Origin of the sequence: Candidatus Palauibacter scopulicola (genome assembly GCF_947581915.1) — a bacterium.
In the GTDB taxonomy this organism is placed as follows: domain Bacteria; phylum Gemmatimonadota; class Gemmatimonadetes; order Palauibacterales; family Palauibacteraceae; genus Palauibacter; species Palauibacter scopulicola.
On the sequence record NZ_CANPWG010000030.1, the window covers coordinates 1 to 15,234 of the forward strand.

10 protein-coding genes and 2 tRNA genes are annotated in these 15,234 nt (G+C 70.1%); 2 read left to right on the forward strand and 10 right to left on the reverse strand.

Going from position 1 to position 15,234, the window contains the following annotated elements:
• Window positions 1-30: 30 nt before the first annotated feature.
• From RN743_RS05770 to RN743_RS05795, 6 genes are all read right to left on the reverse strand, one after another.
• Entirely contained in the window at window positions 31-1,329 is a 1,299-nt protein-coding gene (locus tag RN743_RS05770) for a hypothetical protein (RefSeq protein WP_310777421.1), read from the reverse strand.
• Between the two features lie 107 nt (window positions 1,330-1,436).
• Window positions 1,437-4,775, reverse strand: coding sequence for a hypothetical protein (locus RN743_RS05775; RefSeq protein ID WP_310777423.1), 3,339 nt, complete (start codon window positions 4,773-4,775; stop codon window positions 1,437-1,439).
• A 157-nt stretch (window positions 4,776-4,932) separates the two neighbouring features.
• The gene (locus RN743_RS05780) at window positions 4,933-5,964 is read right to left on the reverse strand and encodes a 3-hydroxyacyl-CoA dehydrogenase NAD-binding domain-containing protein (protein ID WP_310777426.1); all 1,032 of its coding nucleotides are present in this window, start codon (window positions 5,962-5,964) and stop codon (window positions 4,933-4,935) included.
• Window positions 5,964-6,047: transfer RNA gene (locus RN743_RS05785), tRNA-Leu, on the reverse strand. Before RN743_RS05785 ends, RN743_RS05780 begins: the two co-directional genes overlap by 1 nt.
• 44 nt (window positions 6,048-6,091) lie before the next feature.
• On the reverse strand, window positions 6,092-7,366 hold the full coding sequence (locus RN743_RS05790; RefSeq protein WP_310777429.1) for a serine hydrolase domain-containing protein: 1,275 nt from the start codon (window positions 7,364-7,366) through the stop codon (window positions 6,092-6,094).
• 36 nt (window positions 7,367-7,402) lie between these two features.
• Window positions 7,403-9,079 (reverse strand): amidase, encoded by a 1,677-nt coding sequence (locus tag RN743_RS05795; protein ID WP_310777431.1) that lies wholly within the window; start codon window positions 9,077-9,079, stop codon window positions 7,403-7,405.
• A gap of 141 nt (window positions 9,080-9,220) precedes the next feature.
• Here RN743_RS05795 and RN743_RS05800 point away from each other — a divergent pair, with 141 nt between their 5' ends.
• On the forward strand, window positions 9,221-9,409 hold the full coding sequence (locus RN743_RS05800; protein WP_310777434.1) for a hypothetical protein: 189 nt from the start codon (window positions 9,221-9,223) through the stop codon (window positions 9,407-9,409).
• A 257-nt stretch (window positions 9,410-9,666) separates the two neighbouring features.
• Here RN743_RS05800 and cax read toward each other — a convergent pair whose 3' ends face one another.
• Both cax and RN743_RS05810 read right to left on the reverse strand, forming a co-directional pair.
• Window positions 9,667-10,794, reverse strand: coding sequence for a calcium/proton exchanger (gene cax / locus RN743_RS05805; RefSeq protein WP_310777437.1), 1,128 nt, complete (start codon window positions 10,792-10,794; stop codon window positions 9,667-9,669).
• Between the two features lie 51 nt (window positions 10,795-10,845).
• A tRNA-Cys gene (locus RN743_RS05810) sits at window positions 10,846-10,916 on the reverse strand.
• An 86-nt stretch (window positions 10,917-11,002) separates the two neighbouring features.
• Between RN743_RS05810 and RN743_RS05815 the strand changes: the two genes are divergently transcribed.
• Window positions 11,003-12,664 (forward strand): hypothetical protein, encoded by a 1,662-nt coding sequence (locus tag RN743_RS05815; protein WP_310777439.1) that lies wholly within the window; start codon window positions 11,003-11,005, stop codon window positions 12,662-12,664.
• A gap of 2 nt (window positions 12,665-12,666) precedes the next feature.
• On the opposite strand, the gene recN is transcribed toward RN743_RS05815, so the two are convergent.
• Both recN and RN743_RS05825 read right to left on the reverse strand, forming a co-directional pair.
• Window positions 12,667-14,331 carry a DNA repair protein RecN gene (recN, locus tag RN743_RS05820; RefSeq protein WP_310777441.1) on the reverse strand — a complete coding sequence of 555 codons (1,665 nt, stop codon included), beginning with the start codon at window positions 14,329-14,331 and terminating at the stop codon, window positions 12,667-12,669.
• On the reverse strand, window positions 14,325-15,233 hold the full coding sequence (locus tag RN743_RS05825) for an NAD(+)/NADH kinase (RefSeq protein ID WP_310777444.1): 909 nt from the start codon (window positions 15,231-15,233) through the stop codon (window positions 14,325-14,327). Before RN743_RS05825 ends, recN begins: the two co-directional genes overlap by 7 nt.
• Window position 15,234 lies beyond the last annotated feature (1 nt).

Consider the following 15,234-nt stretch of genomic DNA (forward strand, 5'->3'; position numbering starts at 1 on the left):
TAACGTCCAGCGCGCCGGCCCATCCCGCGTTCAGCGCGGAGGCGGGGGATCCCGGCGCGAGGGCGGCTCGTCCGGCGGCTCGCCGCGGGCGTCTCTTCGTTCCGTGACGAGGAGGCGAACGCCGGAAATCGCGCCCTCCATCAGCGAGTCGATCGCCGCCCCCAACTCCTCCCCGCCGAGGTTCGCCAACTGCTCCCGCACATCCTCGGGGAGCCGCCGGATGAGCTGTGCGCGGCCGCGCTCGCGCCATTCGCGGCGGCGGGGATCGGCCTCGGTGCGCTGGGCATCCGGCGACATCGCCTCTCCCTCGCCGAACGCGCCGACCGCCGTGAGGAAGGGGAGCGCGAACGCGCTGTCGAGGGTCGCGGCGCGTTCGTAGTGGGCCTCCGCCTCGTCGGCACGGCCTTCGCGGTGCAGCGCGTTGCCCCGGTGGAAGGCGGCGAGGGCCTCGAGATTCCGCGTGCCGAGGTGGCTGATTCGGACCGGCTCGCCCGGCGGCGTGCCGGAGAGGTTGGCGGCGAGCCGTACGGTCAGCGTGTCCACGAGTTCGAAGACGTCGGCCCCCCGGGCGAAGTCCGCCGACGCGATGGTACCGTTCTCGAGTTCGATCAACTGGGCGTCGATGCGCATGTCTTCCGGCGACCCCGTCACGCTGCCCCAGAGCAGCAGGCGGGCGCCGCTCCCGCGCGCCACCGTCAGCGCCAGAGCCTCCGGGATCTCCTCCTCCTCAGAGACGCCTCCCTCCATGAGGAGGTCGTAGAGGCTCTGCCGGCCGACGACGCGCAGACCCGGGAGTTGGGCCAGGTTCGTCGTGAGCAGGTCGGCGAGACCCGAACCGAGCCACTCGAGTTCCGGCTCGGGCACGTTGTTCCGGAAGGGCAGGACCGCGAGCGAGTTGGGCCCCAGGTCGGGCGTCGAACCCGCGAAACTCGCCGCCCCTTCGCCGCCGGCCGCGGCCGCGGCGGTGGCGGGCGCTGCGGCGTCGACACCGCCGGCCTGCGACGGGACCGCGGTCGCGATCCGGTAGGTGCCGATCGCGCCCAGGGAGGCCAGGGTGAGCAGAAGCCAAGCCTCGGCCCGGCGAATGCGCTGCGGGCCGCGTTCGCCGTGATACCAGCCGATGACGAGAAAGGCGGGGAACCCGAGGATGGCGAGGAAGACGACCGTGTCGAGGATCTTTCTCGAGAACGCGTAGGTCCCGACGATGAAGTCGGTGATCTCCACGCCGAGCCAAGCCGCGCCCACGTACACGAGCGCGATCTGCACCATGCGCCGCTTCCGGATCTTCTCCAGGATCGACGCGCCGTTCCCCTCGCTGTTCATCATCATCCGCCCGTCCCGGTCTCCGGAGCCGCGATGGTCCGCCGCTGAAGGCTATCGAGCCCTGCGACACCGCCGGAGCGGCGAACGGTTGCCGCTCCGGCGGGCCACCAAAGCTACGGGTCCTCGCGGTCGTCCTCTCCGTCGGGCTCGTCCCAGAACCCGAAGCCTTCCTTCCGTACGACCTCGAGCGGGACCGTGTGGGTCTCGTCGCCGATCGTGATTGCCACGGTGTAGCTCCCGGGATCGGCCAGACCGCCTCCGCCCCCGCCGCCGGCGAAGAAGCGGCGGAAGGTCGACATGCCGCCCCGGTCGCGGACGGCCTCGCCCACCTGCTGGAACACCTCGCGCATGGCGGCCGGGTCGGCGCCGCTCTCGGCGGCCGCGGCGGCAGCCATGGCCGCGGTGCGACCCCCTCCCCGGCCTCCACCCTGCCCCGCCCTGCCGGGTGGCGGATAGCGCTCGGCCGGCCGCTCCTGCCAGCCGCCGGTGCCGCCTCCTCCACCGCCCCCGCCGCCGGTGAACATGCGGATGATCGCGCCCTGGTTGCCGCCCTGCATCATTTCGAGCACCTGGTCCATCGTTTCCCGCGCGACGCCCTCATGCTCGACCAGCGAATCGCCCACCGCCTCGTAGAGCCGGGCGGTGCGCAGGCTGTCCAGCCGATCCGCCGGGGACGGCTCACGCGGCGCGCTCTGCCGGTTGAACGTCCACCGCACGCGCTGCACGCCGGCCGCGGCCGAACCGTTCAGCGTCTGCACGGTGTCGCCCGAAGCGTTCAGGATCGCGATCGAGGCCTGGGGACGGTTGCCGCCCCGCGCGGCCATCATGCCCGCCATGCCGCCGGGCATCGCAACGGCTGGGGCCTCCTCGGCCTCCTCCTCCTCGGCCTCTTCCTCGGCCTCCTCGGCTTCCTCGGCCGCCTCGGCGAGCGCCTCCGCCACATCCTCCGGGACGTAGTAGGAGATCTGCGCCCCGTAGTCGCCCGCGTCCGCCTGGAAGTTGCTCTGCGCGACGAACTCGCCGCCCACCGGCGGGTCCCCGAACTGGATCGCCGTCTTCGGCTGGAACACCGTCACGGTCTCCGGCAGGCGCCCGCCGTCGAGCTGCTGCAGGAGCGAGATGTCGGCGACGAAGATGGAGCGGCCGTGCGTGCCCGCGATGATCTCGCTCTCGCGCGGATGGATCTTCAGGTCGTGGACCGGCACCGTGGGCAGGCCGTTCATGAAGCGCGACCACGACCCGCCGCGGTCCGTGGACACGTAGGCGCCCACGTCCGTCCCCACGAAGAGGAGGTCCGGGTTCACCGGGTCTTCCCGCACCACGTGCACGAAGTCCGGCTTGCCGGTCGGGAGGTTGGACGAGATCGAGCGGAAGGTCTCCCCGGCGTCATCGGTCACGTAGACGTACGGCGCGTAGTCGTCGCGCCGGTGGTTGTCGAACGTCACGTAGAACCGGTTCGGATCGTGGCTCGAGGACTCGATCCGGCTCACGTACGTCCCCTCCGGCACGCCGTCAAAGCGGTCCGTGAGTTCGATCCACTCCGCCCCCTCGGGCGTCCGCCACACGCGGCCGTCGTCGGTCCCCGCGTAGAGTTCGCCCTCGTTGAGCTTCGATTCGGCGAGCGAGACGATCGTCGCGAAGTTCTCCGCCCCCGTGACGTCCGGCGTGATGCCGCCCGTCGTGTTGTAGGCGATCTCGATCTTCTCCGGGTCCGCGTAGGTGAGGTCGTCGGAGATCGGCGTCATCTCATCCGTGTCGTACGTCCACTTCAGGACGCGGTTCGCGCCGATGTACAGCGTCTGCGGGTCGTGGGGCGACAGCTCGAGCGGCGTGTTCCAGTTGAACCGCATGTCGTAGAGCGCGGAGTCCTGCGCGACGAGGGCCTGCAGTTCCTCGATCTGCGCCACGTTGCCGGCCGGCGGATTGTCGGGGTCGTCCCCCGTCAGGATCGCGATCGAGTCACGCAGCGTCTGCGTGCGGTCGCGCCAGTCGGGCTGCTGCAACTGGTGGCGCTCGCCGGTGCGCGTGTTGCGCCAGTAGATCCGCCCCTGCTGCGATTCCCCGAACACGATGTCCGGGTTCGTCGGGTCCTGCGGCGCGTAGAAGCCGTCGCCGCCCCCGATCGAATACCACATGTGATTGTCGATGGAGCCGCCGGCGCGGGCGCTCGGCCCGCACCACGTATAGTTGTCCTGCAGTCCGCCGCACACACGGTAGGGTGTGTCCATGTTGTAGCTGACCGCATAGAACTGTCCCATGGGAATACGGTTGGGGAACTCGAAGTTGCCGCCCCGGTCCCACGTGATCGCGATCCCGCCGTCATTCCCCAGTATGAAGTGGTCCGGATTGGTGGGGTCCCACCACAGTGCGTGATAGTCGACGTGTACGCCCTGGGCCGGGTTCCCGACCGTGCGGCCTCCGTCACGGGAGAAGAAGAGGGAGGACCAGTAGATGAAGTCCGGGTCGTCCGGCGACACCCAGACTCCGGAATAGTAGAAGGGCCGCGAGTTGTTCGAGTTCATGAACTCCCACGTCTCCCCGCCGTCGGCGGAGCGGTACAGGCCCGAGGCGTGTCGGTCGCCGTTCTCATCCGCCTCCTCCGGAGCTTCGGCCTCGACCATCGCGTACATGACCTGCGGGTAGCTCGGCGCGATCGCGATCTCGAGCCGTCCCAGCATGGTCTCGGGGAGGCCGTTGCCCTCCACCTTCTCCCAGGTGTCGCCGGCGTCGGTGGACTTCCAGATTGCGCTCCCGGGGCCGCCGCTGTTGAAGAAGTACGGGCCGCGCACGCGCTCCCAACTCGTCGCCCACAGGATGTCCGGATTCTGCGGATGCATGTCGACATCGACGAAGCCGGCTTTTTCGGACACGAAGTTGATGCGCTCCCACGTGTCGCCGCCGTCCTTCGTGCGGTAGAGCCCGCGCTCCTCGTTGTCCCCCCAGGGGTGGCCGAGCGCGGCGACGTACACCCAGTCCGCCTTCGTCGGGTGGACGATGACGCGGCCGATCGCCTGCGTGTCCTCGAGCCCCTTCAGCTCCCACGTGAGCCCGCCGTCAACGGACTTGTAGATGCCGCCTCCGGGCGAGATCGAGTTGCGCGAGTCCTCCTCGCCGGTCCCGGCCCACACGATGTCCGGGTTGCTCGGCGCGATCGCCATGTCGCCCATCGAGACGACCCGCTCGTTGTCGAAGACGGGGCGGTAGGTCGTCCCGTTGTTCGTCGTCTTCCAGATCCCGCTCGACGCGCCCGCGATGAAGAAGGTCCCGGTGCCCGGTATGCCCTCGATGTCCGTGACCCGCCCGGCCATGTTCGCCGGACCGATCGAACGCCATTCCATCTCGGCCATGAAGTCTTCGTCGGCCACGGCCTCCTGGGCGGCCGCCGGGGCCGGGAGGGCGGTGGTCGCGAAGAGGGTCGCGAAGAGGACGGGGAGAAACGCACGCTTCAGCATGATTCGCGGCTCCTGACTGTGGTGGTGCTCGTGGGCGTAACGGCGCCTTGTCGGCGCAAGTGAGTAGACACCCGCGCGCGCTCCGGCGTTTGAGGCCTCGGGGCATTGTCGCGGATGGTCCGCCTCCGTGGATTCGTCGTGAGGCGATGCCGCCGCTTCAACTCCGACTCCCCGGCGTCGAACTCCCGGGAGGGGGGTCTTCGTCCTTCAGGGCGCGGATGCGCCGGACCAGCCGGTCGCGCCAGGCGCAGAGGGCGGCTGTGGCGCCAGCGCCGTACATCGCCTCGGTCTCCTCGTGGATCCCCTCGATCGTGCGGCCCGAGAACTCGGGGTCCGCTTCCAGCTCCCGCCACAGCTCGCGGTACGCGTCGCCGTAGCGCCGGAAGTACTCGCCCGCGCCGCCGTCCGCGTTCGTGTGGCCGGTGCCGAACGGCCCGAGCAGCGCCCAGCGCAACCCCAGGCCTTCTCGCACCACGGTGTCGATCGCCTCGGCGGAGGCCGCGCCGGACTCGTACAGGAAGACAGCCTCCCGGATCAGAGCGGCCTGTAGGCGGTTGAGGAGGAAACCGGACACGTAGCGGTTCATCTGCACGGGAGATTGGCCCACGCTCTCGAGAAAGGCGAGCGACGCGGTGAGTACTTCGGGGCGCGTGCCCTCCCCGGGGAGGACCTCCACCATGGGGATGACGTGCGGTGGATTCACGGGGTGCGCGACGACGCAACGGCCGGCGCCCGCGAGACCGTCCGCGATCCGCGACATGTCGTGCGCGGACGTCGAACTGGCCAGAATCGTGCCGGGATCCGCCGCGCCGTCCAGTTGGGCGAAGATCCGCTGCTTGACGGCGAGCGTCTCGGGCCCGCTCTCCTGCACCCAGCCCGCGCCCGAAAGCGCCTCCTCCAGCGTGTCGCAGCGTCGAACCGCCTGCGCTTCTCGGAAGGCGGTCACGGCATCTACGAACCGGAGGGCCTCGTCCTCCTCCGCGGACGCCCGCGCCCACTCGAGCGCGCGCGCCAGTTGCTCCGGGTCGGGGTCGAACACGCGCGTCTCGCACCCGGCCCGGGCGAACACGTGGATCCAGCTTCGGCCGATGACGCCGGCCCCGACGACGGCGACGGTTCGAATCGTGGGCTGGGTCACGGGTCTGAGATCGTCGGGGGAATGCCGGAAGAAACGGGTGCGATGGGTCATGCCGGAGGAGGGACTCGAACCCTCAAGGGATTGCTCCCACCGGATTTTGAGTCCGGCGCGTCTGCCAGTTCCGCCACTCCGGCTCGCGAGCGCGGCCCTCAGATCTACAACGGCGGGCCGCGCGCGGCTATTGCATCTCGTCGAGCGCCTGGTAGACCAGCGTGCGCAGCTTCGCGTGATCGTCCACGCCGCCCGTCGGGATGAGCTGCGTGAAGTAGACGACGACGAGATCCTCGGCGGGGTCCACCCAGTACGTCGAGTGGTACGCGCCGCCCCACCCGTATTCGCCCACCGAGCCGGGGGTTCCGCGCGCGCCGAGATCGGCCAGCACGCTGAACCCGAGCCCGAAGCCGACCCCGCCGCCCCAGTTGAACCGGTCTCCCACGTGGTTGACGGTCATGAGGTCGACGCTCTTGCTCGACAGGATGCGGGCGCCGTCGAGTTCGCCGCCGTTCAGCATCATCTGCAGGAAGCGGGCGTAGTCGTGCGCCGTGGAGAGGAGCCCCGCGCCGCCGGAGAAGCTCGCCCGCGGGCCATCGACGTACGCGCCCTGACCGACCATGCCGCCCGGATCGGGCGCCGGCGCGAGTCCGTCCTCCGAGGCCGAGTACACGACGGTGAGCCGGTCGCGCTTCTCCTCCGGCAGGTAGAAGTGCGTGTCCACCATGCCCAGCGGCTCGAAGATCCGTGCCCGGAGGAAGGCGTCGAGCGGCTCGCCCGACACTTCCTCGACGAGGGCGCCGAGGATGTCCGTCGCGTAGCCGTACACGTAGCGCTCGCCCGGCTGCGCGTCCATGGGGAGGGCGGCCATGCGCCGCACGGTCTCCCGGACCGGCTCGTCGCGGTGCGCGAAGTACCAGCCCTGAATGCCCGCCTCCTCCCAGAGCTCCGCCGCCGGACCGCCCCCGTAGCCGATGCCGGCCGTGTGCGTGAGCAGATCCCGGATCGTGATCGGCCGGTTCGCGGGCACGATGTCGTACCCGCCCGCCCCGTCGGGGACGGCGACCGTCGTCTCCATGTACTCCGGCAGATAGCGACCCAGCGGATCGGAGATCAGGAGTCCGCCCTCCTCCTGCAGGATCATCACGCCGACGCTCACGATCGCCTTCGTCTGCGAGGCGATGCGGAAGATGTCGTCCGTCTCCATGGGGTCGCCCGCCGCGACGTCCCGGTGGCCGACCGCCTCGAGGTAGGAGACCTCGCCCCCGCGCGCGACGAGGGCGACGGCGCCCGCCAGCCCCCCCTCCTCCACGTAGGACTCCAGCGCGCCGCTGAGCCGCTCGAGGCGACCCGCGTCCGACTCGGCCGCCGTCGACCCCGGGACGCCTGACACAGCGAGCGCCGCACCGACCACGAGCAACGGGAGCACGCCCCACAGGAGGCGTCTGGGCATTCTGTTCATCCTTCGTCCTCCGTCTTCCGCCTGTCGCGGTCCCGCTCAGTCGAGCGCGGGATGCCGCGTATGCCAGTCCGTCGCCGCCTGGAAGGCGTGCGCCACACTGAGAATCTTGTCGTCCGCGAACAGGTCGCCGATAAGCGTCGTCGTCAGAGGCTGCTCCGCCTCCTCGCCCTCCGGCCCGAGCGGGCCGAAGCCGTACTGGACGACGGCCGCGGGGTGCCCCGTCTCGTTCGTGAGCCCTACCTCTCCCGAGCCGGTGGCGAACATGTCGAAGCCCTCCATCGCCTCGGCCATGCGCTTCATCACGATGAGGCGCCGCCGCTGCGCGTGCACGTAGTCCATCGCCAAGCCCTCGCGCCCGCGGCGGAACCGCGTGAAGTCGCGCTCCTGCACCTCGCTGAGCCCCTCCGGCACCGGTGGCAGTTCCCCGCCCGGGGCCACGTGGAAATCGAAGGCCGACGACGACTCGGCGCCCAGCGAACTCGCCGACTGGGCGGGCAGCTCGCGCATGAGCCGCGGCCGCGCACCCAGTTCCTCCAGCTTCTCGACGAAGGAGTGCGGTGCGTCCTCCGTGTATCCGATCGAGAGCGCGCCCAGGTCCGGATTCCGCTCGAAACGGAACGGGGTCGTCACGGAGGCGGGGTCCTTCTCGTCCGCGCCGTGGATCTCGTTGAACACGAGCGCGCAGTCCTCGATCGTGCGGCACATGGGACCCGTCTTGTCCATGCTCCACGAGAGCACCATGCCCCCGTAGCGGCTCACGCGGCCGAAGGTGGGCCGGAGGGCGCTCAGCCCGTTGCGGCGGCTCGGAGAGACGATCGACCCGCGCGTCTCGGTCCCGATCGAGAACGCGACGCAGCCCGCCGCCGTCGCCGACCCCGGCCCGGCGGAAGACCCGCTCGATCCCCAGGCCAGGTTCCACGGGTTCAGCGTCCGGCCGCGGTACCAGCGGTCGCCGCGCGCGAACTCTCCCGTCGCGAGCTTCGCGATGAGCACGGCGCCCGCCGCGTTCAGCCGGCGCACGACCTCCGCGTCCTCCTCGATCATCTGGGTCTGGAAGGCCGCCGAGCCCCAGGTCGTCCGCGCCCCGACGGTCGAAAAGAGGTCCTTCAGGCCGTAGGGGATCCCGTGCAGCGGGCCCCGCCACTCGCCCGCGCGGATCTCGGCTTCCGCCTGCTCCGCCTCCTCCCTGCCCCGGTCCTCGAGGATCGTCACCGCGCACAGCAGCACGGGGTCGTACCGCTTCATGCGCTCCATGTAGATGTCGAACAGTTCCGTCGGCGAGACGTGGCGCTCCCTCACGAGGGCCGACAGCCGGTGCACGGGGAGGAACGCGATCTCCTCCTCGCTGGACGGCACGGGCCCCTCCCAGGGTTCGACGTCGATCGGGGTCTTCTCGAACGGGTTCATCCCCGCGCGCCAGTACTTCTCCAGGAGCGCCCCCGTCCCGCCCGGATACGCCTGGAACTGCAGGGCCGGCGGCTCCCCGTTCCCGAGCGGGATGACCTCCTCCTGCGCGGCTTCACGCAGCCCGTCGAAGTCCGGAGCGCCGGGAGCGAGAGGAGTCGCCTCCGGAACGGCCACGAGCGAGCGCGGATCCAGCGCCCCCGCCGCCGTTGCGGCGGCGGCCGCCTTCAGAAACCCGCGCCGACGGATTCCTCCGTGTGACATCTCCATCCCCCCTTCGCCGATCTCTGCTTCCTGCTGTGCGGACACACGCAACTCCTGTGAACTGAGACGGGCCGACCCTGGTTCGGGCCGGGCTGCTCTACGAACTCAGACTGCCGAGAAACGCTCTGCCCGACAAGCCACTAGATTGAGTGACCGAACGATCGGACCAGGAGCGATGACACGGAAATGCGCGAGACCGAGAAACCCCTTCCTCGGGAGGAGCCGGAAGACGGCGACGGGATCGATATGGAGACGGACGCGGAACCCAGCCGACGGTTCACCGTCGACGACATCTTCACGCCGCACGACTTTGGGCCCTGGCCGGAGGGATTCCGATGCAGCCGCGAGGAGTTGTACAGCGACGATGGGCGATAGGTGAGGCCGGGGCGGGCGCGACCACTTCGGTACATCCGACTTCATCCCAACGTCGTCCCTGCCACAGGAGGGTGATCCGCCGCCCCGGCTTCAGTTCTCCCGTAAGACCCGACCCCGCGGAGCAAGCAAAGGTTCCGCGCGTCCGGGACACTGAGACGCACCGAGCCCGGGAAGCGTTGCTTCGCCCCCGGCCCGGCGTACGAGAGCCCGGCGCGCGATGAGCCGCTTCAGCCGGGCCGGGACGCCGTGCGGGGCCCCTACCCCGGCAGGTTGAAGAAGGCGAGGGCGAGGAGGACGTACACGGCGAGGAGGAGGACGCCCTCCATCCAGTGCGTCTTGCCGTCATCTGCGATCTGTCCCACGACGAGGACGGAGACCGCGACCGCCACGACTTCGAGCGGCGTGAAGACGAGGTCGATCGGCTGCGGCCCGATCGCGTAGGAGAGGAAGACGAGGAGCGGAGCGATGAAGAGTGCGATCTGCAGGGACGATCCCACCGCGATCTGAACCGACAGGTCCATCTTGTTCCGCAGGGCGACGAGCACGGCGGTCGAGTGTTCGGCCGCGTTGCCGACGAGGGCGACGACGATCACCCCCACGAAGACCTCGGTCATCCCCAGGGCGTGCGCCGCCTCCTCCGCCCCGCCGACGAGGATCTCGCTCATCCAGCCCACGAGCGCGGCCGCCCCGACGAGGACGGCGAACGACTTGCCCTTCGACCACGCGGGCGCCGCGTGCGCCTCGGCGCCTGCGTGCCCCGTCCCCTGGTAGAGCTCCGGGTGCGTCCGCAGCGCGAACACGAGCGAGAGGACGTAGCAGACAATGAGGACGACGGAGATCTCGAGACTCAACCACCCGGACCCGGACCCCGCCGCCGCAGCCGCCCCCGTCGCCGCGGCCGTCCCGGTCTCCGCCCCGTCCCGGAGATAGTACAGCAGCGACGGGATGACGAGCCCGACCGCACTCAGGAGGAGGAGCGTGGAGCCCAGCTTGGCGGCGGTGCGGTTGAAGGTCTGCGTCCGGAACTTCAGGCCCCCGAGCAGCGCGCTGAGTCCGAAGATGAGGAGGATGTTCCCGATGATCGAGCCGGTGAGCGATGCCTTGACCAGGTCGTGCAGGCCCGCTCGGAGGGCGAAGATCGCGATGATGAGTTCCGCAGCGTTCCCGAACGTCGCGTTCAGCAGCCCACCGAGGCCGGCGCCCACGTGCTCGGCCAGCATCTCGGTGGATTTCCCCATGATCCCGGCGAGGGGAACGATCGCGACCGCGGAGGTAAGAAAGAGCGTGGTCGCCGACGCGTGGACGATGTACTCGAGGACGAGGGTGATGGGAACGAAGACGAGAAGGAGCAGGAGAACCTGGTCCGCTTGCAGCCTGAGAGCCAACCCGTTCTCCTCCTGTGTTCGCGGGAAGTGCGAAGGAAGATCCGAAGCAAAAGGCGCCGTCCGGATTCGAACCGGAGTAGGGGGCTTTGCAGGCCCCTGCCTAACCACTCGGCCACGGCGCCGGAGTTCGCACAGCCTAATGGAGCGACCACACGGATGCCACCGCCGGAAGGTTCTCCATCGCGCCCCGGGCTGCTATACTCGCGCGATGCTCCCGTCGACCCGACGCGCCCTCCCGATCCTTCTCGCCCTCGTCTCCGCGGCCACGGCTCCCAGCCAGCTGGCCGGGCAGTTCAGCGACGCGCGACTGCCGAGGCAGGGGAAGCTGTGGCTCACGATCGCCCCGACGCTGCTGAACTGGTCCGAACAGTTCGCCTTCGACTCGAGCGCGGCGATCGTCGACGGGGAGCGCGAGCCGCTCGCCGCCCACTTCGACGGTCCGCTCGCCCGCCGCATGTTCCCTCCCCCCTTCGCGCTCATCCAGGAACTCAACGACGATGCCGAGGCGCTCGGCTTCGAACCCGTGACGGAGGACGACTTCTCGTTCGGCGGCCTCGACTTCTCGGCGATGCGGGCTCAGGTACGCCGGCTCGCGCTCGGTGTCGAGGTGGGGGTCCTCGACTGGGTCAGCGTGGGAGCCCGGGCCCCGTTCACGCTCACGGACATGACGGTCGGCTTCGCCTTCGATTCCACCGCTACCGTGACCGGAAACGTTGCGGCCTTCGAGTCGGGAGCGCCCTTTGTCCTGGATGCGCGGTCGGCGCTCGACGATCTCGGCGAGCTGATCGATGGCGGCTCCCTGACCGGAACGGCGCTCGATGAAGCGGTCGCGCTCCGGAGCGCGACGCTCGACTTCGTCAACGCACTCCGGCGGCGAGCCTCCGCCGGAGCCCTGATTCCCACCGCCTCTAGCGTGGCGGGGACCCAGATGGCGCAGCGTTTCGCGGATTTCGCGGCGGCGTTCGACGCGCTCGGCCTGACGCTGCCCGAGCTCTCCCTGCCCGAGTTCGCGACGGAGGAAGACTACGACACACTGTTCCTGAGTCAGGGCTTCGCCGACCGGCTGCCGCGGGACACCAGGAACGAGCTCGATCTGGGAGAGGTCGAGGTCTTCCTGCGCGTGAACCTCATCGACGGCATCACCCGCCGAAGGCCGATCCCGGGGCCGGCCGCGGATGCGGCGGCGGGGTCCGATCCCGGAACGGACCCGGAACGCGGCATTCGGCTGCGTACGAGCGTGGGCGCGCTCGCCCGCCTCCCGATCCGAAACCGCAACCTCACGATCTTCGGAGACCCGTCGAATTCGGCGGACATACCGATCGGGGACGGCCAGACCGACATCGAACTGGCGTTGTACCAGGACATCGCCTTCGGGAGCCTCTTCATGATCCGCGCGTCCGCCCGCTACGGGATGCAGCGCCCCGACGAAGCGGTGATCCGCTTCACCCCTCCGGATCGCCCCTACAACCAGGCGGACCTGGTCGCGCTGATGAGACGGGATCTGGGGGACTACCTCGCGGTGCTGGTCCGCCCTTCCCTGCGCTTCAACGCCGCCCTCAGCGTAGGGCTCGAGTACGACTACTTCCGGCTGCCTGCCCCCACCTACCAGTTCGTGGGGATGATCGAGGGGCTGGACCCGAACACGGTGGCGGCCGAGGGAGCGCAGACCCGCCACCGGCTGGGCGTCGGATTCCTCATCGATATCTCCGAGGCCGGGGGCGTCGAGGAACTGCATGAGGGGGCCAGGCCGGTGCGTGGCGCCTACCAATTTGGCATCTCGCTGCGGCGGGCCATCTCCGGCTCGGGGGGACGAACGCCGGCCTCCTTCCGCTACGCGGCCGAACTCCGCTTCCCGATCACGATCTTCTAGCGTTACAGCCGGCCGGCGAGCAGCTCCTCGGCGTGGGCGCGCGAGGCGTGGCTGGCGGGGTCGCCGCCGAGCATGCGAGCGACTTCGTGGACGCGTTCTCCGCCGGTGAGCACGCGGACCGATGTCCGCGCGCCTTCGGCTTCCGTGACCTTACCGACGGAGTAGTGGGCGTCGGCGCGCGCCGCGATCTGCGCGAGATGCGTGACGACGAGCACCTGGTGCGCGGCCGAGAGCCGCACGAGCCGGGCCGCCACGCGGTGCGCCACCTCTCCCCCGATCCCCGCATCGATCTCGTCGAACACGAGCACCGGCAGGTCGTCCACCTCGATGAGGGCGGTCTCGAGCGCGAGCATGAGGCGGCTCATCTCTCCTCCCGAGGCCACGCGCCGCAGCGGCGCCGGAGGGAAACCCGGATTCAGGGAGACGAGAAACTCCACCCGTTCGGCGCCGGTCGCCCGGATGTCGCCGTATGCGTCGAGCGCGATCTCGAGACGGCCTCCCCGGAGACCGAGTTCGGGGAGCGCGGCCGTCACCGCTTCGGCGAGCGCGCGGGCCGCCAGTCGGCGCCGGTCGGAGAGTTCGGACGCCAGCGCGGCCAGTTCGGCGGACGCCGCCTCCCGCGCCGCTTCGAGGCGCTCGATCTCTTCATCGGCCCCTCGCACGGTTTCCAACTCGCGCCGCGCCTCCACGCCCGCGCGGATCACATCCTCCAGCGTGCCGCCGTACTTGCGCTTGAGCCGGTAGAGGAGGTCCTGCCGGACGCGGATTTCGTCGAGCCGTCGAGGGTCGTGCTCGATCGCGTCGCGGTAGGGAGCCAGGCTCCGGCCAAGCTCCTCCACGTTGCGGAGCGCCGCCTCGAGCAGGTCGCGGAAGGGGCCGGCCTCGCGGTCGATCGCGACGAGGGCCTCGAGGCGCGCCGCGAACTCGCCCAACCGGTCGACGATCGACCCCTCGGCCTCGTATAGCCCGTGGTGCAGCGAGCCCGAGAGTTCGATCAGCTCTTCGGAGTGCGAGAGGCGGCGGGCCTCCGACTCGAGCGCCTCATCTTCGTCCGGTTCGAGCCCGGCTGCGGCGATCTCGTCCCGCTTGAAGCGCAGGTAGTCCGCCCGTTCACGCCCCTCGCGCGCCGCGCGCCGCGTGTCCTCCAGGCGCCCCTCGATGCCGTGCACCCGTCCGTAAGCGGCCGCCGTCCGGGCCGCCAGCGTCTCGTGCCGGCCGTGGGCGTCCAGGATCCGCCGCTGCCACGCGCGATCCAGGAGCCGCTGGTGATCGTGCTGACCGTGGAGGTCGAGGAGCCGGCCACCGAACTCGCGCAGCCTCCCGGCCGTGGACGGTGAGCCGTTGACCCATGACCGGTGCCGGCCCTCGCGGCGCAACTCGCGGCACAGGATGAGCCAGCCGTCCTCGTGATCGACGCCCGCGTCCTCGCACAGCGTCCGCAGTCCCTCGATGTCCTCGATCTCGAACCGGCCCTCGATGCGGGCGGACCCGGCGCCCGCCCGGATCATGTCCTGCGACGGCCGCCCTCCGACGAGGAGCGCGAGCGCTTCGACGAGGAGCGACTTCCCCGCTCCCGTCTCGCCGCTGAGCACGCTGAGGCCCGGTCCGAATTCAAGGGTGGCTTCCTCGACCACGGCGAAGTTCCGGACGCGAAGCTCCCTCAGCACTCTGGTTCTTCTCCGTCCCCCCCGGACAGGGGCGCGGGGTGCTCGCGGACGTCGCCCCACCGCAGCTTCCGCCTCAGGACGCTGAAGAACGAGTGGCGGGGCAGCCGGACCAGCCCCACGGCGTGTCTCGAGCGGGCGACCTCCACGCGATCCCCCACCGACAGGCGACAGCCCGGCTGTCCGTCGACGGTCAGTTGCAGGTCGTGGTCCCCCGAGAGGAGTTCGACGGAGATCCGCGTGTCCCCCGAAAACACGACCGGGCGCACGGCAAGGGTGTGCGGCGAAATGGGCGTCGCGACGATGCCCTCCATCGTCGGCGAAACGATGGGGCCGCCCGCGGAGAGGCTGTAGGCCGTCGAGCCCGTGGCCGTGGCGAGGATGATGCCGTCGGCGCTGTAGTGTCCCACTTCGTCGTCGTCGGCCCGCACGCGCAGCCCGATCAGGCGGGCGAAGCCGCTCTTGTGAATGACGGCGTCGTTGATCGCGTAGAAGCTCTGTCCGTCGGGCCCGCTGGACCCGTTCGGCACCACGCGGACGCGGAGGGCGAGCCGCTTCTCGAGCGCGTACTCCCCGCCCGCCACCATCGACATCGCCGCCTCGAGTTCAGCCTCCGACACCATCGTGAGAAACCCGAGCCGCCCCAGGTTGCAGCCCAGCACGGGGATCCCGCGGGGCGCCGCCAGACGAGCCGCCCGCAGCAGCGTTCCATCCCCTCCGAGTGCCAGGACGAGGGCGACATCCCCCTCGATCTCCTCCGGTGCGGCGGAGTCGCGGCTCGCCGTCCGCGCGAGCGACGGTTCGAAGATGAGCGAGACCCCGAGTTCGCCCGCCTTCCGCTCGACGCGCTGAAGGAGCGGCTCGAGTTCCGGGTGATCGGCGATGCCGATGATGAAGAACTTCACG

Excerpts from the sequence above, each read along its gene's own strand:
- RN743_RS05790 (WP_310777429.1), bottom strand. The coding sequence starts at position 7,366 with ATGAACAGAATGCCCAGACGCCTCCTGTGGGGCGTGCTCCCGTTGCTC.
- RN743_RS05800 (WP_310777434.1), top strand. The coding sequence starts at position 9,221 with ATGCGCGAGACCGAGAAACCCCTTCCTCGGGAGGAGCCGGAAGACGGC.
- RN743_RS05780 (WP_310777426.1), bottom strand. The coding sequence starts at position 5,964 with ATGACCCATCGCACCCGTTTCTTCCGGCATTCCCCCGACGATCTCAGA.
- RN743_RS05815 (WP_310777439.1), top strand. The coding sequence starts at position 11,003 with ATGCTCCCGTCGACCCGACGCGCCCTCCCGATCCTTCTCGCCCTCGTC.
- RN743_RS05770 (WP_310777421.1), bottom strand. The coding sequence starts at position 1,329 with ATGATGATGAACAGCGAGGGGAACGGCGCGTCGATCCTGGAGAAGATC.
- RN743_RS05775 (WP_310777423.1), bottom strand. The coding sequence starts at position 4,775 with ATGCTGAAGCGTGCGTTTCTCCCCGTCCTCTTCGCGACCCTCTTCGCG.